The sequence below is a fragment of the Vibrio sp. THAF190c genome (assembly GCF_009363355.1).
In the GTDB taxonomy this organism is placed as follows: Bacteria; Pseudomonadota; Gammaproteobacteria; order Enterobacterales; family Vibrionaceae; genus Vibrio; species Vibrio fortis_A.
Window position 1 is genome coordinate 1328046 of the sequence record NZ_CP045338.1, and the last position, 24703, is coordinate 1352748.

Annotated in this window: 21 protein-coding genes; 8 read left to right on the forward strand and 13 right to left on the reverse strand. The window is 44.9% G+C overall.

Annotated elements, in window-relative coordinates; all coding sequences use genetic code 11:
* Positions 1-105: 105 nt before the first annotated feature.
* The 4 genes from FIV04_RS06055 to FIV04_RS06070 all read left to right on the forward strand — a co-directional run bounded on the left by FIV04_RS06055 (position 106) and on the right by FIV04_RS06070 (position 6155).
* Positions 106-1461 carry a cache domain-containing protein gene (locus tag FIV04_RS06055; protein ID WP_152468547.1) on the forward strand — a complete coding sequence of 452 codons (1356 nt, stop codon included), beginning with the start codon at positions 106-108 and terminating at the stop codon, positions 1459-1461.
* Positions 1454-2092, forward strand: a complete 639-nt coding sequence (locus FIV04_RS06060) for a response regulator transcription factor (RefSeq protein WP_032549257.1) — start codon at positions 1454-1456, stop codon at positions 2090-2092. The genes FIV04_RS06055 and FIV04_RS06060 overlap by 8 nt, the downstream gene beginning before the upstream one ends.
* Before the next feature lie 327 nt (positions 2093-2419).
* Entirely contained in the window at positions 2420-3991 is a 1572-nt protein-coding gene (locus FIV04_RS06065; RefSeq protein ID WP_152468548.1) for a BCCT family transporter, read from the forward strand.
* 280 nt (positions 3992-4271) lie between these two features.
* Positions 4272-6155 carry a methyl-accepting chemotaxis protein gene (locus tag FIV04_RS06070; protein ID WP_152468549.1) on the forward strand — a complete coding sequence of 628 codons (1884 nt, stop codon included), beginning with the start codon at positions 4272-4274 and terminating at the stop codon, positions 6153-6155.
* A gap of 57 nt (positions 6156-6212) precedes the next feature.
* Here the strand turns inward: FIV04_RS06070 and FIV04_RS06075 are convergent, their stop codons facing one another.
* From FIV04_RS06075 to FIV04_RS06115, 9 genes are all read right to left on the reverse strand, one after another.
* Complete coding sequence (locus FIV04_RS06075; protein ID WP_152468550.1) at positions 6213-6620, reverse strand: hypothetical protein; 408 nt, start codon at positions 6618-6620, stop codon at positions 6213-6215.
* 100 nt (positions 6621-6720) lie between these two features.
* Positions 6721-7170 carry an azurin gene (azu, locus tag FIV04_RS06080; protein WP_152468551.1) on the reverse strand — a complete coding sequence of 150 codons (450 nt, stop codon included), beginning with the start codon at positions 7168-7170 and terminating at the stop codon, positions 6721-6723.
* A gap of 246 nt (positions 7171-7416) precedes the next feature.
* Positions 7417-8835 (reverse strand): hypothetical protein, encoded by a 1419-nt coding sequence (locus FIV04_RS06085; RefSeq protein ID WP_152468552.1) that lies wholly within the window; start codon positions 8833-8835, stop codon positions 7417-7419.
* 171 nt (positions 8836-9006) lie between these two features.
* Complete coding sequence (gene sufE / locus FIV04_RS06090; protein ID WP_152468553.1) at positions 9007-9423, reverse strand: cysteine desulfuration protein SufE; 417 nt, start codon at positions 9421-9423, stop codon at positions 9007-9009.
* 3 nt (positions 9424-9426) lie between these two features.
* Entirely contained in the window at positions 9427-10659 is a 1233-nt protein-coding gene (locus FIV04_RS06095) for a cysteine desulfurase (RefSeq protein ID WP_152468554.1), read from the reverse strand.
* A complete protein-coding gene (gene sufD / locus FIV04_RS06100) occupies positions 10652-11908 on the reverse strand; it encodes a Fe-S cluster assembly protein SufD (RefSeq protein WP_253895380.1) in 1257 nt (418 codons plus the stop codon). The genes FIV04_RS06095 and sufD overlap by 8 nt, the downstream gene beginning before the upstream one ends.
* Positions 11898-12644 carry a Fe-S cluster assembly ATPase SufC gene (gene sufC / locus FIV04_RS06105; RefSeq protein ID WP_152468556.1) on the reverse strand — a complete coding sequence of 249 codons (747 nt, stop codon included), beginning with the start codon at positions 12642-12644 and terminating at the stop codon, positions 11898-11900. The genes sufD and sufC overlap by 11 nt, the downstream gene beginning before the upstream one ends.
* A gap of 2 nt (positions 12645-12646) precedes the next feature.
* A complete protein-coding gene (gene sufB / locus FIV04_RS06110; RefSeq protein ID WP_152468557.1) occupies positions 12647-14119 on the reverse strand; it encodes a Fe-S cluster assembly protein SufB in 1473 nt (490 codons plus the stop codon).
* Between the two features lie 2 nt (positions 14120-14121).
* Complete coding sequence (locus FIV04_RS06115) at positions 14122-14490, reverse strand: iron-sulfur cluster assembly accessory protein (RefSeq protein WP_152468558.1); 369 nt, start codon at positions 14488-14490, stop codon at positions 14122-14124.
* Between the two features lie 186 nt (positions 14491-14676).
* On the opposite strand from FIV04_RS06115, the gene nrdH reads away from it, so the two are divergent.
* The 4 genes from nrdH to nrdF are packed head-to-tail and all read left to right on the forward strand — an operon-like array spanning position 14677 to position 18409.
* On the forward strand, positions 14677-14901 hold the full coding sequence (gene nrdH, locus FIV04_RS06120) for a glutaredoxin-like protein NrdH (protein WP_150894961.1): 225 nt from the start codon (positions 14677-14679) through the stop codon (positions 14899-14901).
* Positions 14898-15296 carry a class Ib ribonucleoside-diphosphate reductase assembly flavoprotein NrdI gene (gene nrdI / locus FIV04_RS06125; protein WP_152468559.1) on the forward strand — a complete coding sequence of 133 codons (399 nt, stop codon included), beginning with the start codon at positions 14898-14900 and terminating at the stop codon, positions 15294-15296. Before nrdH ends, nrdI begins: the two co-directional genes overlap by 4 nt.
* Positions 15289-17421 carry a class 1b ribonucleoside-diphosphate reductase subunit alpha gene (gene nrdE, locus FIV04_RS06130; protein ID WP_152468560.1) on the forward strand — a complete coding sequence of 711 codons (2133 nt, stop codon included), beginning with the start codon at positions 15289-15291 and terminating at the stop codon, positions 17419-17421. The genes nrdI and nrdE overlap by 8 nt, the downstream gene beginning before the upstream one ends.
* Positions 17422-17437: 16 nt before the next feature.
* Complete coding sequence (nrdF, locus tag FIV04_RS06135) at positions 17438-18409, forward strand: class 1b ribonucleoside-diphosphate reductase subunit beta (protein WP_152468561.1); 972 nt, start codon at positions 17438-17440, stop codon at positions 18407-18409.
* A 74-nt stretch (positions 18410-18483) separates the two neighbouring features.
* Here the strand turns inward: nrdF and FIV04_RS06140 are convergent, their stop codons facing one another.
* The 4 genes from FIV04_RS06140 to trxB form a co-directional block, all read right to left on the reverse strand.
* Entirely contained in the window at positions 18484-19176 is a 693-nt protein-coding gene (locus tag FIV04_RS06140) for a redoxin family protein (RefSeq protein ID WP_253895381.1), read from the reverse strand.
* 781 nt (positions 19177-19957) lie between these two features.
* The gene (gene cydC / locus FIV04_RS06145) at positions 19958-21679 is read right to left on the reverse strand and encodes a cysteine/glutathione ABC transporter ATP-binding protein/permease CydC (RefSeq protein ID WP_152468562.1); all 1722 of its coding nucleotides are present in this window, start codon (positions 21677-21679) and stop codon (positions 19958-19960) included.
* Positions 21672-23456 carry a cysteine/glutathione ABC transporter permease/ATP-binding protein CydD gene (cydD, locus tag FIV04_RS06150; protein WP_152468563.1) on the reverse strand — a complete coding sequence of 595 codons (1785 nt, stop codon included), beginning with the start codon at positions 23454-23456 and terminating at the stop codon, positions 21672-21674. Before cydD ends, cydC begins: the two co-directional genes overlap by 8 nt.
* A 154-nt stretch (positions 23457-23610) precedes the next feature.
* A complete protein-coding gene (gene trxB, locus FIV04_RS06155) occupies positions 23611-24570 on the reverse strand; it encodes a thioredoxin-disulfide reductase (protein ID WP_152468564.1) in 960 nt (319 codons plus the stop codon).
* Positions 24571-24703: the final 133 nt, after the last annotated feature.

Consider the following 24703-nt stretch of genomic DNA (forward strand, 5'->3'; position numbering starts at 1 on the left):
TTAGGGGCAGCTTTGTTTTTGTACTAAGCTGCAAGGAGATTGGCTGTTTCGGCCAAAGAGCGAAGTAATGAAAGCATATAGAGCTGACGTATCCAAGGAGTGGAAATGCCTCTAAAAGCGAAACTGATTCTATTGAGCCTATTACCCTTGTTGTTGGTGATGGCTCTTACCAGCTGGATCTCTGTTTTCCAAGCCAAGACCTTGGGTGAAAAAGAGGTGGAGCTGTTCCATTCCAGTTTGATTAAGTCCAAAGAGTCTGCATTAAAGGATCTAGTCGATCTGGCGTTTGATGCTATCTCTCACATCTACAACGATCCCGATATGGATGAAGCCGAAGCTCAGCATGCCGTCAAAGCGATCATCAGCAAACTGCGCTACGGCACAGATGGCTATTTCTTTGTTTATGATGAGTTTGGCACCAATCTTGTTCACCCAGTCATGCCTGAGCTGCAGGGAGAAAACCTTCTTCATATCCAAGACGAAAACGGCAACTATTTGATTGAGTCTTTGTTGGCGCAAGCAAGAAGTGGCGGTGGCTTTCACCATTACCTGTGGCAGAAGCCGTCCACTAATGAGATTGTTCCTAAACTGAGCTACGCGTCATGGCTAAGCAAATGGAATTGGATGATAGGAACCGGGCTCTATATTGAAGATGTCTCTCAGGAGGTCACCAATATGCAGTCTGCGGTTAATAACAATATCGAAACCACTTTCTTCACCATGGTGGTGATTGTAACGGTGACGGTAGCCGTGATTGTGGTGCTGACACTAGCGGTTAACCTGCATGAACATCGTATTGCAGACAAGAGCCTTAAAGAACTTGCCCATAAGACAGTGATGTTCCAAGAAGATGAGAAAAAGCATCTAGCTCGCGAACTTCATGATGGGATAAATCAATTACTTGTGTCGAGTAAATGTCACCTAGAGCTGTTAGGGACTAAACTGGATGATGACACCCAAAAACGACACTTGGAGAAATGCCAGAACTCATTAATGACAGCAATTAACGAGGTTAGGCATATTTCTCACAATCTTCGTCCAAGTGCCTTGGATGATTTAGGGCTTGAAGCTGCACTGAATTCACTGTTGATTGATTTCAAATCACATTCTCAGATAGAGACAGAAGCAGCAATCAGTTTAAATGGTTTAAAGTTGAAATCAGAAGTAACAACAACACTTTATCGTGTTGCTCAGGAGTCATTGACCAACATTGAGAAGCATGCGAGTGCCAATAGTGTGAGAGTGGCACTTCAGCCTTTGGGCAGTATGTTGCAGCTGATTATACGCGATGACGGCGTTGGTTTTGATGTCAGCACAACACTGCGCAAGTCAGGTATTGGACTGCGTAATATGCGCGAACGCGTCGAGTTTATTGGCGGTGAATTTGAATTGGAAAGTGAGCCGGGCTTCGGCACAGAGATCACCGTATTATTGAAATTAGATGGATTAGTTTATGGATAAACCAATTAAAGTGGTGATCGTCGATGATCATCAAGTGGTATTAGATGGATTTATCGCACGTTTGCACTTAGAGCCTAAGATCGAAGTGATTGGGTCTGCAAGCAATGGTTTAGAAGCGGTTGAAGTAGTGAAAGACCTACAACCCGATGTGGTGCTTATGGACGTCAGCATGCCGATCATGAATGGCATTGATGCCACTCGATTGATAAAAGAAGAGACGCCGGATATTAAAGTGCTGATGTTAACCATGCACGACAACCGCGAATACATCATGAAAGTGATGCAGTCGGGGGCTGTGGGTTACATGCTTAAAGAGATATCTGCTGAGAAAATGGTGCAAGCGATTAAGACCGTTAATCAAGGCTCGACCTATTTCTGTGAGAAGGTGACTCAGACGCTGTTCACTCAACCTATCACTCCAACTCAAACCGCAAAAAATCCGTTGAGTAGACGAGAAGAGGCGGTATTGAAGCTGGTGGCGAAAGGGGAGAGCAGTAAAGCCATCGCCAAGACGTTGGATATCAGTTATCGGACGGTCGAAACGCACAGGCAAAATATAAAGCATAAGTTGGACATTCATTCGACCGCTGAGCTGGCAAAATTCGCGGTTAACTCCGGTCTTGTTGAATGATTGCTCCCTAATTATTGCTCTTATAAAGTGCTTTTGGAGCATAAAAATACTTTGACCTGAAAGTAATTTAAATCAATAGACCGACGTGTTCGGTCTTTTTTTAGTCATAAATTCGAGTAAATTGATTACATTTGAGTGAAAACTCAGCGAACTACCTATGGTTTACTGAAAACAACAGCTTAACCTGCTAAACTTCAGTCATCCAAGTATTTGAATTGCTGTGACAACGAACTTGTTCTGCTTGGATTGAGTGTTCTGGTTTGTTTTATTTAGTCACAATATGATTAGGGATATTACTAAATTAGTAGTACCCCGTAGAGAGGGATAATGACTAAAGGTATAGATAAATACAGTATTGACAGTACCGATTACACGGTAGGTCAAGATAACGTACAAAAATGGGGATTTGATGTTCACAATCCTGTTTTTGGTATCAGCGCAGGTCTTATTGCGCTGTTTTTAATTGGGATATTGGTTACGGATACCGCGTCGGCTAAGGCGGCACTAGACGGTGTTAAATGGCAAATCATCAACTCGTTCGATTGGCTATTCATCTGGTCTGGCAACATTTTCGTTATTTTCTGCCTAGGTTTGATCGTTTCTCCATTTGGTAAGATTCGTTTAGGTGGTAACGACGCAACGGCTGATTACTCATTCATGTCTTGGTTGGCAATGCTGTTCGCCGCAGGTATGGGTATTGGTCTAATGTTCTGGAGTGTGGCAGAGCCAGCAGCATACTTCACTGGCTGGTATGAGACGCCGCTTGGCGTTGAGCCTAATACACCAGAAGCAGCACGCTTGGCGATGGGTGCAACTATGTACCACTGGGGTCTTCACCCATGGGCTATTTATGGTGTGGTTGCTCTGTCTTTAGCATTCTTTACCTACAACAAAGGTCTTCCGCTTTCGATTCGTTCTATCTTCTATCCGATTTTAGGCGACCGCGCATGGGGTTGGGCTGGTCACATCGTTGATATCTTAGCGGTACTGGCAACGCTGTTTGGTCTAGCTACATCTCTTGGCCTAGGCGCACAGCAAGCTGCATCAGGTATCCAACATGTATTTGGTATTGAAGCTGGACTGTCACTGCAAGTGATTGTTATCAGTGTCGTGACTCTGCTTGCCGTTGTTTCGGTACTGCGTGGTATCGACGGTGGTGTAAAAGTCATCAGTAACATCAACATGCTGGTGGCGTTCTTACTATTGATTTTGGTTGGTCTGATTGGCTACGCAGTAACGCTGGGCTCTATCCCAACTACATTGATGGCGTACATTGAGAACATCATTCCACTGAGTAACCCACATGGTCGTGAAGATGAAGCTTGGCTACATGGCTGGACGGTATTCTATTGGGCTTGGTGGATCTCTTGGTCACCATTCGTAGGTATGTTCATCGCACGTGTTTCTAAAGGTCGTACCGTTCGTGAATTTATCACAGCAGTACTGATTGTTCCGACGACGGTAACTATCATCTGGATGTCAGTATTCGGTGGCTTAGCGATTGATCAAATTGTGAACGGCATTGGTCAACTAGGTACTGAAGGCCTAACCGACATTTCACTAGCCATGTTCCAGATGTTTGATGTGCTACCGTTTGGTACGCTGCTTTCAATTATTGCCGTGATTCTAGTACTTGTGTTCTTCATCACGTCGTCGGATTCAGGTTCGTTAGTAATCGATAGCATCACTGCAGGTGGTAAAGTTGATACTCCGGTACCGCAGCGTGTGTTCTGGGCGTTCCTAGAGGGGGCAATTGCGGTGGCACTACTTTGGGTTGGTGGCACAGAAGCAGTACAAGCTTTGCAAGCGGGTGCGATTTCGACGGCTCTTCCGTTTACGCTTATTCTACTGCTGATGTGTTTGAGCCTACTAATGGGTATGCGTACAGAGAAACGTTAATTGATCTGGTAAATCTGTAACGAAATATAGATTTTTGATCTAAATATGAGGCGAAAGAGTGATGTTCTTTCGCCTTTTTTATACACAAAATATAAGGGCTTTATGGGACAAAAAAGACCGATTTGAGCGTTATAAATTTGGCGAAGTGACAAGCTTTTGTCATAAAATAAAGCTATGAATCTTGTGGCGTTATTTTAGGCATTTATTTGTTAAAACCACTCGAACTTAGTTATTAATTTGGTTAGTATGCGCGGGTTTTCCAACCACTTGTGTACTAAGAATGAAACTAACATTAAAGCAAAAGTTGATAGGCGCGAGCTTATCAGCAGTGGTAGCTATGGCAACTGCGTTGACATGGCTCTCTGCAAACCAACTATTTGAACAAACTCGCAGCGGTATTTACATGCGAGCAGAAAGCGTATCGGAAGCGGCTTCTGAAGGTATTAAAAATTGGATTGATATTCGTAGAGACATTGCATCTGCATTTAATGATTTTTCGCAAGAGAGCGATGTAGTCCCATATCTAAAACAAGCTCGCGTAGCGGGTGGCTTTGACGATATTTTCCTTGGTACACCAGAAGGTGGTATGTACCGCTCTCACCCAGAGCGTAACCGTGCAGGTTATGATCCGCGTCAGCGTCCTTGGTATAAAGAAGCGAACGCTGCAGGCAAACAGATCATCACAACGGCTTACACAGATGCGATCACTAAAGCGCTTCTAGTAACGATTGCTGAACCTGTACGTAAGAATGGTCAATTTGTTGGTGTTGTTGGAGCTGACGTACTGATTGATCAACTGGTTAGCGACGTGATTAGCCTTGATGTGGGTGACAACGCATACGCGATGCTGATTGATGCGACAGATGGTACATTCTTAGCACACCCTGATTCAGCACTGAGCTTGAAGCCAGTAAGCCAACTGTCTAACGATATTTCAATGTCGACTATTGAGAACGCAGTTCGTACAGGCAGCATCGAGATCATTAATGAGCGTGGTAAAGAGAAGCTACTTTACTTCACTAAGGTTCCAGACACGAACTGGATCTTTGCTGTTCAAATGGACCGCGCAACTGAAGAAGCGAGCCACTCAACACTACTTACTCAGCTAATCACGACTGCAGTAATCATCACACTAGTCGTTATCGCATTAGTATCTTGGTTAGTGGGCTTCCTGTTCCGCGATCTAAACCGCGTATCTCTTGCTCTAGAAGAGATTGCATCAGGTGAAGGCGATTTAACTCAACGTCTTGAACCTAAGAGCGATGATGAGATTGGTCAACTGGCTGAGAACTTCAACCGCTTTGTGGGCAACATGCACACCATGGTGCTTAAACTGAGTGAAGTATCGGCTTCTTTGGCGAATCAAGCTCGTCAAACAGCTTCTCAAGCAGAAGAGCGCAGTGCGCGCATTCAAATGCAGCAAGATGAGATCAACATGGTTGCAACCGCTGTAAATGAAATGGCAGCAGCAACACAAGAGATCGCGGGCAACGCAGACCACACTGCACAGAACTCATCTGAAGCAGTGGGTGCGTGTGAGCACGGCACAGGCCAAGTGACTCAAACTCAAAGCTCTATTCAAAACCTTGCTCAAGAAGTTCAAGTAGCGACTAACGTTATTCTTGAACTGGAAGAGCACGGTAATAGCATCAACGCGATTCTTTCAAACATCCAAGGTATCGCTGAGCAAACAAACCTTCTAGCACTGAACGCAGCTATCGAAGCAGCACGTGCTGGTGAACAAGGTCGTGGTTTTGCGGTAGTAGCAGACGAAGTACGTGTTCTTAGTCAACGTACACATGGCTCTACACAAGAGATTCAACAAACGATCGAATTGCTTCAAGGCACAACCGGTAAAGCGGTTAGCATTATGAACGATAGCCGTTCTCTTGCTGAAACCAGCGTTGATGATGCAAACTCTGCTGCTGCGAGCCTAACGCAGATTCATGCAGCGGTTGAACGTATCAGCGATATGGCGACACAAATCGCTTCTGCTGCAGAAGAGCAAGCATCGGTAACGTCTGAGATTACTCGCAACACTGAGGGCATCCGTGACGTATCTAACGAGCTAGCTGACGAAGCACACCAAGCTGCAGAGCAAGCCGCTCAGCTGTCTGAACTTTCTCATGAACTAGAGAGCGAAATCAGCCGCTTTAAGCTGTAATCGAGACCAATACAATAAAGCCCCAACCTAGATTGGGGCTTTTTAAATTAGTGGTCATTAAAACGCGCAGCAATTAAACCCAGGAGAGGTTAGTTTCCCTGTCACAGGGTTGAACTTTTTTCCGTATTTAATGGAATGCTCTAATACGAAATCACCATAAGCTACTCTAGGTTCTGAGACTAAAACACCAAATAATACTCTAGCATCACCACCCGTAACTGATTCAAACTCTCCCCAACAATCGCCTTTCAAAGCAACCTCGTCAGCTATCATAGTTACTCTAAATTCTTTTGATACTTGCTTAGATGAGTCAATAACAAATACATGGTCGCCAATATGGATATCTTTGTAGTGATCCCAACCGAACTGGGTGGGTGAACAATCAAATATGGCATGTTTAGAAAGAGTACTATAAATAGTCTTATGGTCTCTATTTCCAATATTGTTAAGTAAGAATCGATTCATAATACACCACAGGTTAACAGTTTGATGTATTGTATAATCCTGCTTGTTAATATGAAATAGAAATCCGAGCAAATGCTCGGATTTTTTGATTAATTTGGAGTTACTTGAACTCAAATTTGCCTTTCATGATTGCCCAGTGGCCTGGGAAAGAACAGATAAACGAGTAGTCACCACCAGCTTGCATTTTCTCGGTGCTGAAAGTAACAGAAACCGATTCGCCTCCGCCAATAACACGTGTAAACGCATATACACGATCATCGCCCGGTTTTACGTAGTTGTTGTCGAGACCAGCAGACATACCATCAATACCAACGGCTTGAACTGATGCTGTATCAGTGATGACAACATTGTGTCCCATTGATTGTACAGGTAATGAACCAGTGTGGTTTAGCGTTAGCGTCACCTCTTTACAGCTAGCTGGAACACTTAGGGTATCCGTTGAAAACTTCATTTGGTCGCTGGCATCAATTGATACTTCACACTCAGACGCTTGGGCAGTAAAACTCGCACCGATAAGAGCGACGGTGGTTGCGATTAATCGTAAAGACATACGTTGTTCTCCATTATTGTTTTTGGGGGAGGTTTTTCCTTAAGAACGATCGATACGTATTATCTTCGAAAGTTGATCATAGAAATGTGCTACAGCCAGAATTATAAGCAACTCATTGCTTTATATTTGTTAGCAAATAATATCCGTTGAGGGTGGGTAGATTTCTGATGAGCTCAAGTGGCTAAATACCGGCTTGATGAAAAAATCCGAGCGACGAGCGCTCGGATTAGTTGGTGCACGATTCCATTAGTTATTAGGGTAACCCGGGAATTGAGTTTTGAAGTCGGCTCTAGAAGGGAAGTACTTCTCCAAGAACTTAACCACTTCCGGATCAAGACTCACTAACTCACTGTAAGTAGACGCCTTATACTCTTGAGACGTGTGACCTTTCGGGTTGATGTCGTAGTAAGCGTAAAGCGCATAAGCAAGGTACTCTTGGTCGTATGACTCCGCATCTAGGTCGGCTTCAACGATGTTTGCGTCTTTAAGATTTGGGTAGTAAGTGCCATTGCGAATTGCTGCTGCGTTCAGGGTGTCCAACTCTTTCTGCATAGTTGCCCAAACTGATGTTGGTTTGCTTACAGCAACTTTCATCACACCATAGTCGTGAACAAAATGAAGGATTTCTTCAAATGCCGCATCACGACCAGTTAGGTTAGGTTTGGTCTCTTCACTCGTCGACTCAGTGGTTTCGGTCGCAAACAGATCTTGGAAGCGGTAGTTGCCTTCCAACTCATCCATGTGTGCGTCTAAACGTTCATCCCAAGACTCATCATAGAAGAAAGCCATCGATGCTTTACTTTGATAAACCGCCTCTGCAATCTCTTTATCCATGTTATCTAGGAAGAAGCTCATCACCGCTTTCACATGAGCTACTTTTGATTCGGTGTGCATCTTAGATTTGTCTTCGATGATAAGTGGAATCTGGTAGCCATGAGCGCTAACACAGGTTTTTTGATGAATACCAATATCACTCAGTGCTTTAGATGTTGGTTCAATCGCTGTGCAGTTGGTATGTGAGATCTTGGTATAGCCAGTTTCTGTATTCTCCGCAGCATACGGCAAGAACTGAACACCGTTACTTAGAGTTTCGCCCAATCGTACGTATAAGTTCATCGGTCTCATTGAATCGAGGTCAAACATCACACCCATATTGGCTTCAACGAAATCTTGGTTGATCAGAATATTCGATTGCTGCTTCCACAACGTCACGTTTTTTGCGTCTTGTTCAACAGTGGACAGGGCTAACTTTTCAGGTACTGAGGTGCTGTTAAAGTTCTCGTAATACAGATTGAAATGAGTCAGTTGGTACTCCTCACCTTTATCTGTTTTGACAGTGACATTGAATGACACATCGGCATCACTCATCGTTTTGTAGTTTCGCTCTGGTATGCCATGAACTTGAGCAAATGTGCCTGTAGTGTTGGTTTTCTCGGCATACTGCGTGATATCGATATTGAAGTCTTTATTACTGTTCAATTGGAATGAACTGACAGCCAGTTGTAAGGTGTAATCCTTTCCAAGCTTAGCGATTGCGACTGGGTCACGAGCGTCAATTTGCTTTGAAGGCGCTGGAGTTGGTGTGTTCTTGTTACTTTCTTCGCTGCCACAAGCTGTGAGCAACATCGGGATTAGAAGCGTTGATAAAGCAGAAGCGTATTTCATGATTCATTGGCGTTATTGATAGGGATGAAATTAAACTCTACAAGAATTTATAGTCGTCTTCGGTAAGGGGTTGTAATGACAATGTAATGAAAGGTCAGCAAAGATGGCTAGGGCTAGGAATAGTTGCTTGTTGGTAGGCTGGCTACTAAACAAGCAACGGAACTGGCGACTCTATTCGTATTGACGTTGAACTATGCGAGCATGGCTGAGTATGTGTCTTACGATAGCTTCCAAACCTTGACTACGACTAGGGCTTAACTGAGATTGCAAATCCAGTTGAGTAAACCATGCTTTGATGTCGAATTTCAGAATATCATCGACGGTTTGGTTGTTGTATGCAATGACAATGAGAGCCAGTAAACCTTTGACTAGTGATGAGTCACTGGTCGCTTGAATTGACATTTTACCTTGTTGATCAATAGTGAGATCCAGCCACACGTTACTTTGGCATCCGGCAATAAGGTATTCATCGTCTAACTTGGCTGTGGGGAACGCCTGTAGCCTTTCTCCTAACTCGATAAGGTAGACATAACGCTCTTCCCAGTCGGCGCATCGGTCAAAGTTTCGTTTAAGTTTGTCAGGGGTCATACGTTACCTTAATAGTTGGCTAATTCGCTTTAATGCTTGGCAGAGTGCGTCTACATCTTTTGGCCCGGTATACATGCCTACAGACGCTCTACAAACCGAATTCTGGCCAAGGCGCTTAATCAGCGGCATTGCACAGTGATGGCCGGTACGAATTGCAATTCCATATCTGTCTAGGAAAGATCCAACATCGAATGAGTGCTGATTTTTCATATTAAACGCCAATAGACCGGTTCGATTTTCATCGTCGCCATAAAGCTCTATTTCAGGGAGTTGTTTAATGCTATCGATCAGATAGTACATAATGCTTTTTTCGTAGGCGGAGATCTCTTTGAAGCCAATCGCTTCTAGATAGTCTATTGCAGCCCCTAAACCTAAAATCCCCGCGATGTTTGGTGTACCCGCTTCGAACTTCCACGGCGCCTGACCAAATGAAGTCCCCAAAGGCAGTGTCACTTGGTCGATCATTGCACCGCCGCCTTCCCAAGGGACCATTGTGTCCAGATGTTCCTTTTTCGCATAAAGGACACCAATCCCCGTAGGGCCATACAGCTTATGGCCAGAGAACGCATAGAAATCGCAACCTAGATCGGCCATATTGACTTCTTGGTGCATGACAGCTTGCGCACCATCGACCAACACTGGTACTTTTGCTTTGTGCGCCGTTTTAACAATAGTCTTAATCGGATTGACTCGTCCCAGAACATTGGAAACATGGCTGATCGCAAGCAGCTTGGTTTTGTTGTTCATTAAAGAGACAAGGTCATTCAAATTCAGATAACCATTCTCCGCCATCGGCCAAACTCGAATGGTGATATCGTAAATCTCGGAGAGCAGTTGCCAAGGAACAAGGTTGGCGTGGTGCTCCATTTCGGTCACGATAATCTCGTCACCCGGTTTTAACCTTGGTCGTAAATAGCTATTGGCAACTAGATTGATGGCTTCGGTTGTGCCTTTGGTAAAAACAATATTCTCGCGTGATCTTGCTGAAATAAAGTGGCTAACTTTTTCTCTGACCAGCTCCATCTCTTCGGTCGCTTTAGAGCTTAAAAAATGGACACCGCGGTGAACGCTGGCGTAATCATGCTGGTAGAACTGTGTCATGCGATCAATAACGACCTGAGGCGTTTGAGCAGTCGCAGCGCTATCTAAGTAGACGAGGGGTTTGTCGTAAACTTGAGTTTTTAAGGCAGGGAAGTCACTAAACCAAGGACTTGCCGTGACGATAGAGTCAATCATGTTCGCTCCCTTTGTTAAGTGACGCGTTGATTTTGCCTATCGCGTATTGTTTTAGTGCTGGATGTTTAATTCTTTCGGCAACTTCAATAGCAAAAGCTGATGTAATCATATGTTCGGCGTGTTGTTTTGGGATGCCTCTTGCGCGTAAGTAATTGATCTGATTTGGGTCAATCTGTCCGGTGGTGGCACCGTGACTGCACTTTACGTCGTCGGCATAGATCTCCAATTTCGGCTTGGAATTGACTTGAGCATGATCACCTAGAATAAGACTGTGAGTATCCATTTGCCCGTCTGTTTTTTGCGCTACAGGATCAACGTAAATCATTCCATCAAATACCGACTTAGATTGGTCACGAGCGATAATTTTATGACTTTGTTCACTTAAACAGTGTGGCGCATTGTGCTTGAGATAGGTGCGAGTATCGAAAACCTCTTCAGATTGAGGCAGTGATACGCTATCCATAGACACAAAGCCTTGTTCCCCAGCGAGTAAACTGCTGACTTGGTGGCGGATAAGTTGCCCCGAGTAAAGTAGGCAGCAAGAGTGGGCGCTTGCATGCGCGTTGACCGTTATATCATTGTGTCCAAAGTGGTGTTGTGCGGAGGACTCTTCGATTATCTTTGTGTGATGATAATGTGCACCGCAACCAATATGCTGAGTTAAACGAGATAACGTAACCCCACCACCAGCGCCTTCAGAGACATGGTGCTCGATGACGTTGATTTCCGAATGAGCTGCAACTTCAATGTGGTTTCTGTAGCTCGACACATCTCCTTGCTTACTTGAATTTACATGCAGCAGGTATATCGGCTTTGAAACCTGCGTGTTGGCTTCCACTTCGATTAGCACGCCACACGAAGCAGTGGCATCAGTAATGTAAGTAAAAGCATCTGGCTTTATCGAACGTGATAACTCGTCGGTTTCGATAGGTGACAGTGCACTTATTGGCGTCACGCGAACTTTGGGGATCCAGTCTGAGTATCTTGCAGAGAAGTATCCGTCAACGAAAACGAGTCGATAAGCGTCAATATCTAAACTGAATTCATTGTATGGCGTATTCGCTGCAGGTTGTTCTGGAGCACTAATCATTTCAAGTGCTTTCAATCGGTCGAGCGGAGTGTATTTCCAGTCTTCATGCGTAGAAGAGGGGAGCTCAACATCAAGCAATTTCAACCATTGCTTATTCTGCCACTCATTCGGTTGAACAAGGGTTTGAAATGAATCAAGTAATGAGAGCTTATTCTTCATCAATGATCCACCCATAACCTTTCTCCTCTAACTCGTGAGCTAACGTATGGTCGCCAGATTTTACGATTTTTCCCTTGTACAACACATGGACGAAATCGGGCTTGATGTAGTTAAGGATGCGTTGATAGTGCGTAACCAGAATAAAGGCACGTTGCTTATTCTGTAATGCGTTCACGCCTTCTGATACCGCCTTGAGCGCATCAATATCTAGACCTGAATCGGTCTCGTCGAGTATGCAAAGATCGGGAGAAAGTACTGCCATTTGCAAGATATCATTGCGCTTTTTCTCACCACCTGAGAATCCCTCATTAACGGAACGTTGCAAGAGGTGGGGTGGCATCTTCAATAATTGAGCTTTTTCTTCGAGTAGGTCTTCAAAGTCAAATCGATCGATAGGTTCTAAACCACGATATTCGCGAATCTCGTTGAGGGCAGTATTGAGAAACAGCTTGTTGCTCACACCAGGAATTTCGACGGGGTATTGGAAAGCCAAAAATACGCCTTCACCCGCTCTCTCTTCTGGAGCGAGCTCAGTGAGATCTTGGCCTTTGAAAATAATCTCGCCGCTGTCGACTTCGTAATCGTCTTTTCCTGCTAGTGTCGCCGAGAGTGTACTTTTTCCTGAACCATTTGGGCCCATGATGGCATGAACTTCACCGGGTTTAACGGTTAGGTTAATGCCCTTTAGAATAGCGTTTTCTTCAACGCTAACGTGCAAATCTTTAATTTCTAACATGTTTATCCCACACTGTGCTCGAGGCTGATTGATAAAAGCTTCTGGGCTTCAACAGCGAATTCGAGTGGTAATTCTGAAAATACGTCTTTACAAAAGCCATTCACAATCATTGAAATAGCGTTGTCTTCACTGATGCCTCGTTGGACACAGTAAAAGAGTTGGTCTTCGCCGATTCGAGATGTTGTGGCTTCATGTTCAACATGAGCGGATGGATTTTTGACTTCGATATATGGGAAGGTGTGCGCGCCGCATTGATCGCCAATTAACATCGAATCACACTGAGTAAAGTTCCTCGCACCTTCAGCGTTAGGAGTCACTTTAACCAGCCCTCGGTAGCTGTTTTGGCTTTTGCCAGCAGAGATCCCTTTTGAGATGATCGTAGAGCGCGTATGTTTCCCGATATGGACCATCTTGGTTCCGGTATCCGCCTGTTGAACTCCATTGGTTAAAGCAACGGAGAAAAACTCGCCGACTGAGTAATCGCCCTTTAAAATGACGCTCGGGTATTTCCAAGTGATTGCAGAGCCTGTTTCAGATTGAGTCCAAGACATCTTGCTGTGGTCACCTTCACAAACGGCTCGTTTGGTGACAAAGTTAAGAATCCCGCCTTTGGAATCTTCTTCGCCGGAGAACCAGTTTTGGACGGTGGAGTATTTCACTTCCGCGTTTTTATGAATGATCACCTCTACCACGGCTGCGTGAAGTTGGTAACTGTCTCGCATGGGAGCGGAGCAGCCTTCAATGTAACTCACGTAGGAATCTTCATCGGCGACAAGAATGGTGCGTTCAAATTGGCCTGTTTTGGCATGATTAATTCTAAAGTAGGTTGAGAGCTCACGAGGGCACCTGACACCTTTGGGGATGTATACAAAGGTCCCGTCAGAAGCGACCGCGGCGTTTAAGGCTGCAAAGAAATTGTCTTTAGGAGGGACAACAGTGCCCAAATATTGTTGAACAAGGCTTGGGTATTCTTGAATAGCTTCACTGAATGAACAGAAGATAATCCCCAGCTCTTGCAGCTCTTTTCGATAGGTGGTGGTAACAGAAACCGAATCAAAAATAGCGTCTACAGCAACTTCAGACCCTTCTCTTACTGGGACACCAAGTGCTTCAAACGCAGTTTCTACTTCTTTGGTTAAGAACTCATTTGACCCATCGTCACTGTTGTCGTTACTAGCATCATCGCAACTTGAGCAGCTCGGCGCTGAATAGTAACTGTAATCTTGATAATTGAGCTCAGAGTATTCGGCTTTGAGCCAATGTGGCTCCTCCATTTCTAACCATTGTTGGAATGCGTTCAAGCGAAACTCCAACATCCATTCAGGTTCGTTGCGCTTTGCGGAAATCGCTCTGACAACCTGTTCATTGATCCCTTTTGATAAAGTATCTGAAGACAGCTCTGTGTAGAAACCTTCACGGTAGTGAGTACTTTGCAGTATCTCTTCAACTTCAGGCTGCGTTTCAACTGCACACATGCTTAAACTCCAAAACTCTCACCACATCCACAAAGGTTTTTTACTTTGGGATTGTTGTATACAAAATTGCTATTTAGCCCTTGACGTACAAAGTCAATCTCAGTGCCATCGACCATAGGCATTGCTTGGAGAGCGACATAAAAAACAACGTTATGAGACTCATATTTAATGTCGCCTTCTGATGGTTGTTCGATAAGGGTTACAACGTAGGCAAACCCCGTACAGCCAGAGGATTTCACTGTCAGGTGGAAGTACTGTTTCTCACCCGCTAATTGAGTGATTCTGTTGGCGGCATTTTCACTCAAAGTGACGCCTTGCCACTGCATGTCATGTATTGATATTTCGTTAGAACCAGAACTCGGAATACTCACCTTACTGCCTCATAGTTGATTACTGCGATCAAATGATATTGATTATCATTTTCATATCAACCATGCATTTTTTATGGTTTTTGGTGTGAAGATCAATATATTGACAAAATTAAATCTACAAATACTATATGTGCCACGCTATATTTGATAATGGTTATCATTAAGATTTAAGTGAGGTTGTACTATATGGATATCGTCGTCTACTCGAAACCACAATGTGTTCAATGCACTGCGACAGTGAAGGCATTACAGAGCAAAGGTATCGAGCATACCGTTGTTGATCTAACGCTGGATGAAGTTGCGATGGAGAGGGTTCAATCACTGGGTTATCGACAGGCTCCAGTGGTGGTGGCCAATGGTCGTCACTGGTCGGGTTTTCGACCTGACATGATCAGCGCTTTGGGACAATGATCGTTTACTACTCGAGTGCCTCAGGCAATACCCAGCGATTTGTAGAGCAGCTGGGAATGTCAGCAATTCGGCTTCCTATTGAAGATGGTGAAGGGCTACCCGAGATTGAACAGCCATTCGTGCTCATATGCCCAACATATGCTGACGGAGAAGGGCGGGGAGCCGTGCCTAAGTCTGTTATACGCATATTGAATAATCCGAAAAATCGCGCATTGATTAAAGGCGTGATCGCGTCGGGAAATCGAAACTTTGGGGCGTTGTTTGCTCGTGGTGGTGCGATTGTCGCTGAAAAGTGCAATGTACCACTCTTGTACCGTTTCGAACTATCAGGAACCCAGAACGATGTTGAAATCGTTCGTGACGGGTTAAAACAATTTTGGAAACATCATGGATAACCACTTCGAGAATGAGTCTCTTGACTACCATGCTCTAAATGCGATGTTGAATCTGCTCGATGATCAAGGGGCGATTCAATTTGAGGCAGATAAGCAAGCTGCTCGCCAATTTTTCTTACAACATGTGAATCAAAATACGGTCTTTTTCCATAACTTGGATGAGAAAATAGACTATCTCCTGAGAGAAGGTTACTACGAGTCGGAAGTTATCGAACAGTATGACCGCAGTTTTCTTCATCAGATTTGGCAGCAAGCTTATCAAATCAAATTTCGCTTCCGTACCTTCTTAGGTGCCTACAAGTTTTTCACTTCCTACGCACTGAAAACACGAGATGGTAAAAGATACCTTGAGCGGTTTGAAGACCGAGTTGTGATGACGGCACTCTTATTGGCACGAGGTGATTGTGACTTTGCTCTTGCACTGATGGAGGAGATCATCCATCAGCGTTTTCAACCGGCTACGCCAACCTTTGTCAACGCTGGTAAGAAAAGTCGTGGTGAATTGATCTCATGCTTTTTGCTGAGAATTGAAGACAACATGGAGAGTATTGGCCGCGCAATAAACTCTTCGTTGCAGTTGTCCCGTCGCGGTGGCGGTGTCGCGCTTCTTCTTAGCAATTTAAGAGAACAGGGAGCGCCAATTAAGGGAATTCTTAACCAAAGTTCGGGTGTTGTACCGGTGATGAAGCTACTTGAAGACAGCTTCTCTTACGCAAACCAATTAGGTGCAAGGCAGGGAGCAGGTGCTGTTTACCTAAATGTTCATCATCCCGACATCATGCAGTTTCTCGATACAAAAAGAGAAAATGCCGATGAGAAAATTCGAATTAAGACATTAAGCCTTGGAGTGGTTATTCCTGATATTACGCTGGAGTTAGCCAAGCAAAACAAGGATATGTACTTGTTTTCCCCTCATGATGTAGAGCGTGTTTACGGTGTGCCTTTCTCTGAGATCAGCGTTACCGAGAAGTATCATGAAATGGTGGACGACCCAAGAATTCGGAAAGGGAAGATCAACGCGCGAGGTCTTTTCCAAACATTGGCAGAGATCCAATTTGAGTCTGGCTACCCATATATCATGTTTGAAGATACGGTGAATCAAGCCAACCCGATTGAGGGTCGCATCAACATGTCCAACTTATGCTCGGAGATTCTTCAAGTGAACGAGGCGTCGAGCTTCGATGATGACTTGAACTACAACCATACTGGGCGAGATATCTCATGCAACCTAGGTTCGATGAATATCGCTAAAGCCTTGGATGGTGGGCAGCTATCGCAAACCGTAGAGACGGCAATTCGAGCCTTGAATGCTGTGTCAGAGATGAGTGCCATCAATAGCGTGCCGTCGATTCGAAAAGGGAATGATGAGGGGCATGCGATTGGCTTAGGTCAAATGAACCTGCACGGATTCTTAGCACGTGAGCGAATTCATTACGACTCCCCTGAGGCGATTGATTTCACTGGCAGCTATTTTGCCTGCATCTTGTACCACTGCCTCGTTGCGTCCAACAAACTCGCTCAAGAGAAAAAGAGCGTGTTTAAGGGGTTTGAAAACTCCACTTACAGCGACGGCTCATTTTTCAGTAAGTATCTAGAACAAGATTTCTCTCCAAAGTCAGACGTCGTCAAAGCGCTATTTGAACGCCTAGATATACGTGTACCGACAGTTTCCGAGTGGGAAGAGCTGAAACAAACGGTGATGAGTTCTGGCCTTTACAACCGAAATCTACAGGCGATTCCACCTACAGGCTCTATTAGTTACATCAACGACTCTACGGCGTCTATTCACCCTGTGACCGCCAAAGTTGAGATTCGAAAAGAGGGTAAGATTGGTCGCGTTTACTTCCCTGCGCCTTATTTGAACAATGAAAATTTAGAGTACTTCCGTGATGCGTATGCCATCGGTCCTAAAGCGATTATTGATGTGTATGCCGCAGCGACAGAGCACGTCGATCAAGGCTTGTCACTAACCCTGTTCTTTGATGATGAAGTGACGACACGAGACATTAATAAAGCTCAGATCTACGCATGGAAAAAGAAAATTAAGACGCTTTACTACATCCGTATGCGACAGAAAGCGCTAGAAGGCACTCAAGTCGAAGGCTGTGTGTCTTGCTCACTGTAAATAAGGGATAAACTCAATGAAACAGATGGAATCAGGTCCAGTACGAGCAATTAACTGGAACCGTATGATAGATGACAAAGACCTAGAGATTTGGAATCGTCTAACGGTGAATTTTTGGCTTCCAGAAAAGGTGCCATTGTCGAATGATATTCAGACATGGAAGCAGTTGACCGAGGATGAGCAAACATTAACGATTCGAGTATTTACCGGGCTGACCTTGCTCGACACAATTCAAAACTCTGTGGGAGCTCCTGCCTTGATGGAGGATGCTCGAACGCCACACGAAGAAGCAGTGTTGACCAATATCGCTTTCATGGAAGCAGTACATGCTCGTAGTTACTCTTCGGTGTTTTCAACCTTATGTACCACGCCACAAATTGATGAAGCATTTCGATGGGCGGAAGAAAACCCGTTACTCCAGAAGAAGGCTCAGTTGATTCTAGAAGATTACTTATCAACGGGCGACCCGCTTAAGAAAAAGGTAGCGAGCGTATTTCTTGAAAGCTTCATGTTCTACTCAGGTTTCTACTTGCCGATGCATTGGTCGAGCCGAGCGAAACTGACTAATACGGCGGACTTAATCCGTCTTATTATCCGAGACGAAGCCATCCATGGTTATTACATTGGATACAAATTTCAGCTCGCTTTTCAGGAGCTGGATGAAGTTGAGCAGGCGAGAGTAAAGGATGAAGCGTACTCGCTTATGTTCTCTTTGTATGAAATTGAAACGCAATACACAGAGTCGCTTTATGACCAAGTTGGTTTAACAGAAGATGTTAAACACTTCTTACACTACAACGCCAATAAAGCATTGATGAACTTAGGCTTTGAAGCACTCTTCCCCGATGAATTATGTCAGGTCAATCCGGCAATTATGGCAGCACTTTCGCCAAATGCGGATGAAAACCATGACTTCTTCTCAGGTTCTGGCTCCTCCTATGTGATAGGTAAAGCCGTGGCGACTGAAGATGACGATTGGGACTTCTAAAGAAAAATCCGAGTATTGATACTCGGATTTTTTATTGGCGATTCGATTAATTTATTAGCTGATTAGCCGATGAATTAAATGTGCTTTTTGGCTACTTCAACCGCTTTCTCTAGATCTGGGATGGTTGTCAGTTCAGGAACGCGTTGTAGGTATACGATGGTGTTGTTCTTATCGACAACAAATGTGGTTCTTGTAAGTAACCCTAGCTCGCTGATTTGTGTGCCCGTCTTAAAACCAAATGCGTGGTCTTTTGCATCCGATAGTAGCAACAAGTTATCAGACAGGTTCTTCTCTTTCTTGAAGCGATCTAATGCAAAAGTCGTGTCAGCACTTAACCCAACAAAATCAATGTCGGCAAGCAGCTGCTTGTTGCTCTCTACGAATTTTGAAAGGTCTTGAATTTGCTGGTCACAAACTGGGGTATCGACAGAAGCCAGCACGCTAAAGATACGAACGTTTTTGTTCTCGGCAGACGTGTCATACGCTTGGTTTGTGTTGCTCATTAACGCTACTGATGGAAGTTTGTCACCTACAGACAAAGACTCGCCCACTAGGTTAAAGGTGGTGTCTTGGAACATAGTCAATGTCTGATTGCTACCGGTTGGTGCATTGTCGCTGGTCGTTGAGAACTGAGCTGCTTCAACTGTTGATGATATAGCCAGTGCACTCATTAAAAACAGAGCGTTGTGTTTAGTCAGTTTGAGCTTGTTCTTTGATGACTTAAATAGGTCGCTTAGGTTAGCAATGGCTGTGCGGTTGAATTTCACAATGGTTTTCCTTTAGTTGATAAACAGTAGAAGAACACCAGTGTAGTGAGCGCGAAAATTTCGATATAAACAAAAATATAATTGATTCCAAATAATTCATATCTCGCAAATTCAAACAGCGATTAGGCTTGTTTCTTTTTGTGGGAGAAATACGTAACTCGTTGTTCTAATTATTAATATCTTCATTTTTTATTATCGGTTTCAAACGGTTGATTATCAACACTCTTCTTCGAAATAGCTCCTTGATTACCTTTTCTCGAACATCATATTTGGTGGCGATGTTCCGTGACCACAGACTTTTTATATTGGTGTCGTTTTTGTTAGGACTTGGGAAATGCGCCATTGTACTTTACCCATCAACAGAGATAGTCATCAGCGAATACTGACGTGGCTGAGTCTGAATAGGACACCTTACCTTGTATACCTAAAGTGATAATTAGAAAAACAAAAGTGTAGAAAGACTTTAGATATGAGTGAGAAAGAGTGGTTTGAGACCTTATCAACATAATATGTATATCGTAAGGGTGTGCGAAAAGTGTCGATTGGAGAGTGTGCTTAGAAGAGTAAGACGAACGGCATTACAGCGATTGTGTTACCCCAATTCGTGGCGCTGTCGTTGCAGCCGTTGCTTTAAGAAGCATCTTTATACTTTCTCGTGAAAATGGAACGACGATTAGGGAGCGAAAACGCCATCGCAGGGTGGCCAAAGGAGAGGTAACAAAAAGCCCGAGTACATTGTGCTCGGGCTTTGTCGTTTTATCTCGTTAGTAGAGACTCTGTGTTAGATAGCTTGTCGAAGTTGGAAGTAACGACCTTCACCCGACAGCAGCTCACTATGAGAGCCTTGTTCTACAATCTCACCTTGCTCAATCAAGACGATAGAATCCATCTTCTCTAGTCCAATCAAACGGTGAGTAATGAAGATAACTGTCTTGCCTTCGAAGTGCTGCTCAAACAGCGCCATGATGCTTTTCTCTGTCTGTTTATCTAGGCCTTCGGTAGGCTCATCCAACAGTAGGATAGGGGCATCGTGGAGAATGGCACGTGCAATGCCGATACGACGCTTCTCACCACCAGAAAGCTGACGGCCTCCGTCACCTAACCAAGCATCGAGTGCGTTGTCTTCAAGCAGTTTCTCAAGGCCAACGCTCGTCAGAATGCCTTGTAGCTCTTCATCGCTAGCTTGCGGTTTAGCAATCAGTAGGTTGTCACGCAGGCTACCGTTGAGGATATCAACACGCTGGCTTACCACACTGATGGATTCACGCAGCTGGCTCTCATTCCATTGGGTTAGGTCGATACCCGCAATAGAAATCACGCCACGTTTTGGATCCCAATAGCGAGTCAGCAACTGAATCAAAGTCGACTTACCTGAACCTGTTTGGCCGACAATCGCCACTTTATTGTTCGCCGGAATCGATAGGTCAACCGAGTTCAATACCGTGCGCTCAGAATCTGGATACTGGAATGAAACCGCGTTGAATTGAATATCTAGCGGTTGGTCAATATCAAGCTTGCTATCGCTGAACTGAACTTCTGGTTCAGACAGAATCACTTCATTCAAGCGACGCGCCGAAGTTAGTGTTTGACCTAAGTGTTGGAACGCGCCAGCGATAGGCATTAGCAATTCAAAGCTTGCCATTGTAGCGAAAGCCATCAACGCGATCAGTGGGTCTGGTGCGTTGCCGCCAACACCGTCTGCAGCAAGCCACAACATCAGCACTAGAGTTAAACCGTTGAACAACATCAATGCCGCTGACGCCATACCTGTTAGGTTGGCATTAACGAACTGGTTCGCCATTAGCTTTTGTTGCGTGTTTAGAATCGCATTGCGGTAGCGTTCTTCAGCACCAAACAGGGTTAGTTCGCTGTAGCCTTCAATCCAATCCAGTGTGGTAACACGTAGCTCTGCTTTGTTCTGAGTTAGCTCGCCACCGTTGCGTTGACCCAGCTTGTAGAACAATACCGGCCAGATGATCAACATGATCAGTAGGATAGAGCCTAAGATTAATCCTAGAGAGCTATCAAACCACATCAAAAATGCGGTTAGGAAGAAGATACCCAACACACCCACAGTCACAGGGCTTACCAGTCGTAGGTAGACATGGTCCATCGCATCGACGTCGGCAACCAGGCGGTTCAGCAGGTCAGCATCACGCAGGTTTGAAATACGACCTGGGATAAGTGGTGCCAGCTTTTTGAAGAAGAAGATACGTAGGTCAGTTAACAGCTTGAAGGTCGCATTGTGGCTCACTACACGCTCACCCCAACGGCCAGCGGTACGGCTCATTGCAAGACCGCGCACGCCACCACCTGGCAACATGTAGTTAAAAGTTTCACGAGCGATCGTCAGGCCAGCAACCGCAGAAGCAGAAATGAACCAACCAGACAGGGTCAACAAACCGATAGAGGCGGCTAAGGTTAAGAAGGCTAGTAGCATGCCCAAAGACAGCCCAAACCAATGTTTCTTATACAGTTTCAGGTAAGGCAGTAAATCACGCATCTAAATTACCCTCATTATCTTGTTGAGCCAAATTCGCGTTTAGCATCTCTTCAAATAGACCGCCAGACTGAGACAGCTCATTGAAGTTGCCTTGTTCGACGAGCGTACCGTCGCGCAAAACTAGGATGTTGTCTACCGATTGCAGCGGCGCAAGTTGGTGCGTCACGAGTAGGGCAGTGTTGTTTTGGATGCGGTTGTTGATGCCTTGCATTACTAGCTTTTCACTGCGCGTATCTAGGCTGGCAGTTGGCTCATCCAGTAACCAGAATTGACCATTTTGAATCATCGCACGAGCAAGTGCCAAACGTTGTGACTGACCGACAGACAAGCCGCCTGAGCGATCCGAGATCATGTAATCTAGTCCGTGCTCTTGAACAAACTCATCCGCGAAAGATTGCTCTAACGCTTGTTGAACAGTTTGGTCACTGATGTCTTGCTTACCTAGCGTGACATTGTCACGGATGGTGCCGTGCAGTAGCAGCGGGTTTTGACCAACCCAGCTGATTGCTTTACGCCATGACGCAAGGTCAAGCTCTCTTAACTCAATGCCATTGATTTTCAAGCTTCCTTCATAAGGCATGAAACCAAGAATGGCATTGATTAAACTCGTTTTACCCGCACCACTTGGGCCAACAAGGGCAGTAGATTGTTGAGTATTAAGCGCAAAGTTGATAGGGCCAACTAACTGAACACCTTCTGGGCTCAACACTTTAAGGTCTTGAGCTTCAATGGATATTCCAGCGTCACTGTTGAGTTGCGTATCACCTGATTTTACTTTGTTGATGTCTGTTTCTAGAAACTCAACAATGCTCTCTGCAGCGCCTACAGCCTGTTGCTTAGCGTGGTAGAAAGTACCCAGATCACGCAGAGGTTGGTAAAACTCAGGCGCGAGAATCAAAATAAATAGACCGGCGAACAGAGTCACCCCAGCACCGTAGTGACCGAAGTTCAACTCACCGATGTAAGTGAAGCCGAAGTAAACCGCGGTCATTGCGATAGAAAGCGACGTGAAGAACTCTAGAACGGCAGAAGATAGGAAAGCGATCTTCAATACATCCATAGTACGCGTACGGAACACTTCCGATGCACCATGCAGCACTTCTGTTTCCGCTGATGTGCGGTCAAACAGGCGAATCGTGGTCATTGATTGCAGACGGTCGTAGAAGTGACCAGACAATCGTTGCAGCGCCTTAAAGTTCTTACGGTTGGCATCGGCTGCCTTCATTCCCACCAGTGCCATAAAGATTGGAACCAGCGGTGCAGTGATAAGGAAGATAAGACCGGCTGCCCAGTTCACTGGGAAAACCACCACCAAGATAACAAACGGAATCATCACCGAAAGAGACATCTGAGGTAGGTAACGCGAGAAGAAGTCTTGCATGTCTTCGACTTGCTCTAGAAGCAGCGTTGCCCATGTGCCTGCTGGCTTGCCTTTGATGTAGGCTGGGCCAAGCTCTCGAAGTTTATCGAGAATCAGCTGACGGATATAAACACGAACTTGCTCACCACAACGGTAACCGGCGATCTCTCGCCCCCAAGTACAACCAGCTCGACCAACAACCGACAGAGCCAGACCTGCAAAATGGCCGACTAGCTCAGATTTATCGACATGTTCGATAATCAGTTGATGAAGAATAGAGGCGAGAAGGGCAGCTTGCGCCACCAAGAACACGCTTGAAAGTACGCCAAGGCCAATAGCAATCATGAGCCAGCGCTTTGCGAGGCCGCTTTGTTGCTTAAGCCATTTATTCAAGCTGCGTTGTTTTTTCTTATCCATTATGAAGGCTTAATGATAATTATTATTCGGTTGAGGGCGGCTAGTATACAAAAGAAAACCCCGTGGATATACCACGGGGTTCTAGGGAATTATAACAAAGTGTATTTAAACTCAGTATTTAGCGTGCCAATCGGCAAAATTGAAAACTGAGGTTTTACTTATCGGCCAGTCCGTCTAGGAAACGTTCCGCATCAAGTGCCGCCATACAGCCTGTACCTGCTGATGTAATCGCTTGACGGTAGTTGTGATCCATTACGTCGCCCGCAGCAAATACACCTTCGATGCTGGTTTGTGTTGCGTTACCTTCTAGGCCAGATTGTACGATGATGTAATCGTCTTTCATTTCTAGCTGGCCTTTAAAGATGCCCGTATTTGGCTGGTGGCCAATAGCGATAAACGCGCCCATTACGTCGATATCTTCTGTCTTGTCTGACTGGGTATCTTTAATGCGAACGCCTGTTACGCCCATGTCGTCACCAAGAACTTCGTCTAGCGTGCGGTCAGTGTGAAGTACAATGTTACCGTTCTCCACTTTATCCATTAAACGCCTAACCAAGATCTTCTCAGCGCGGAATGTGTCACGACGGTGGATTAGGTGAACTTCAGACGCGATGTTTGAAAGGTAAAGTGCTTCTTCAACGGCTGTGTTACCACCACCTACTACTGCAACTTTCTGGTTACGGTAGAAGAAACCATCACATGTAGCACACGCTGATACGCCACGGCCTTTGAATGCTTCTTCAGATTCAAGGCCTAGGTATTTCGCTGAAGCACCCGTCGAGATGATTAGTGCATCACAGGTGTATTCACCTGAATCACCTTTCAGTGTGAAAGGACGCTTCGATAGATCAACTTCGTTAATGTGGTCGAAAAGAATTTCAGTTTCAAATCGCTCGGCGTGCTCTTTCATACGCTCCATAAGACCCGGACCTGTTAGGCCTTCTGCATCGCCAGGCCAGTTTTCAACTTCAGTGGTTGTTGTTAATTGACCACCTTGCTGCATACCGGTAACAAGAACTGGGTTTAGGTTAGCACGAGCTGCGTAAACAGCAGCAGTGTAGCCGGCAGGGCCAGAACCAAGAATCAATAAATTACAATGCTTTACGTCGCTCATGAGGACTCCGAGGTTGAATTCGTTTTTATTTATAATCGCTGATGATTGTATGGAAAATATGAGGGCAATTAAAGTTTTAACAAGGGCGCAAATGTAATTAATCGTTATAGGTTAGAACTTAACCGAGACAAAC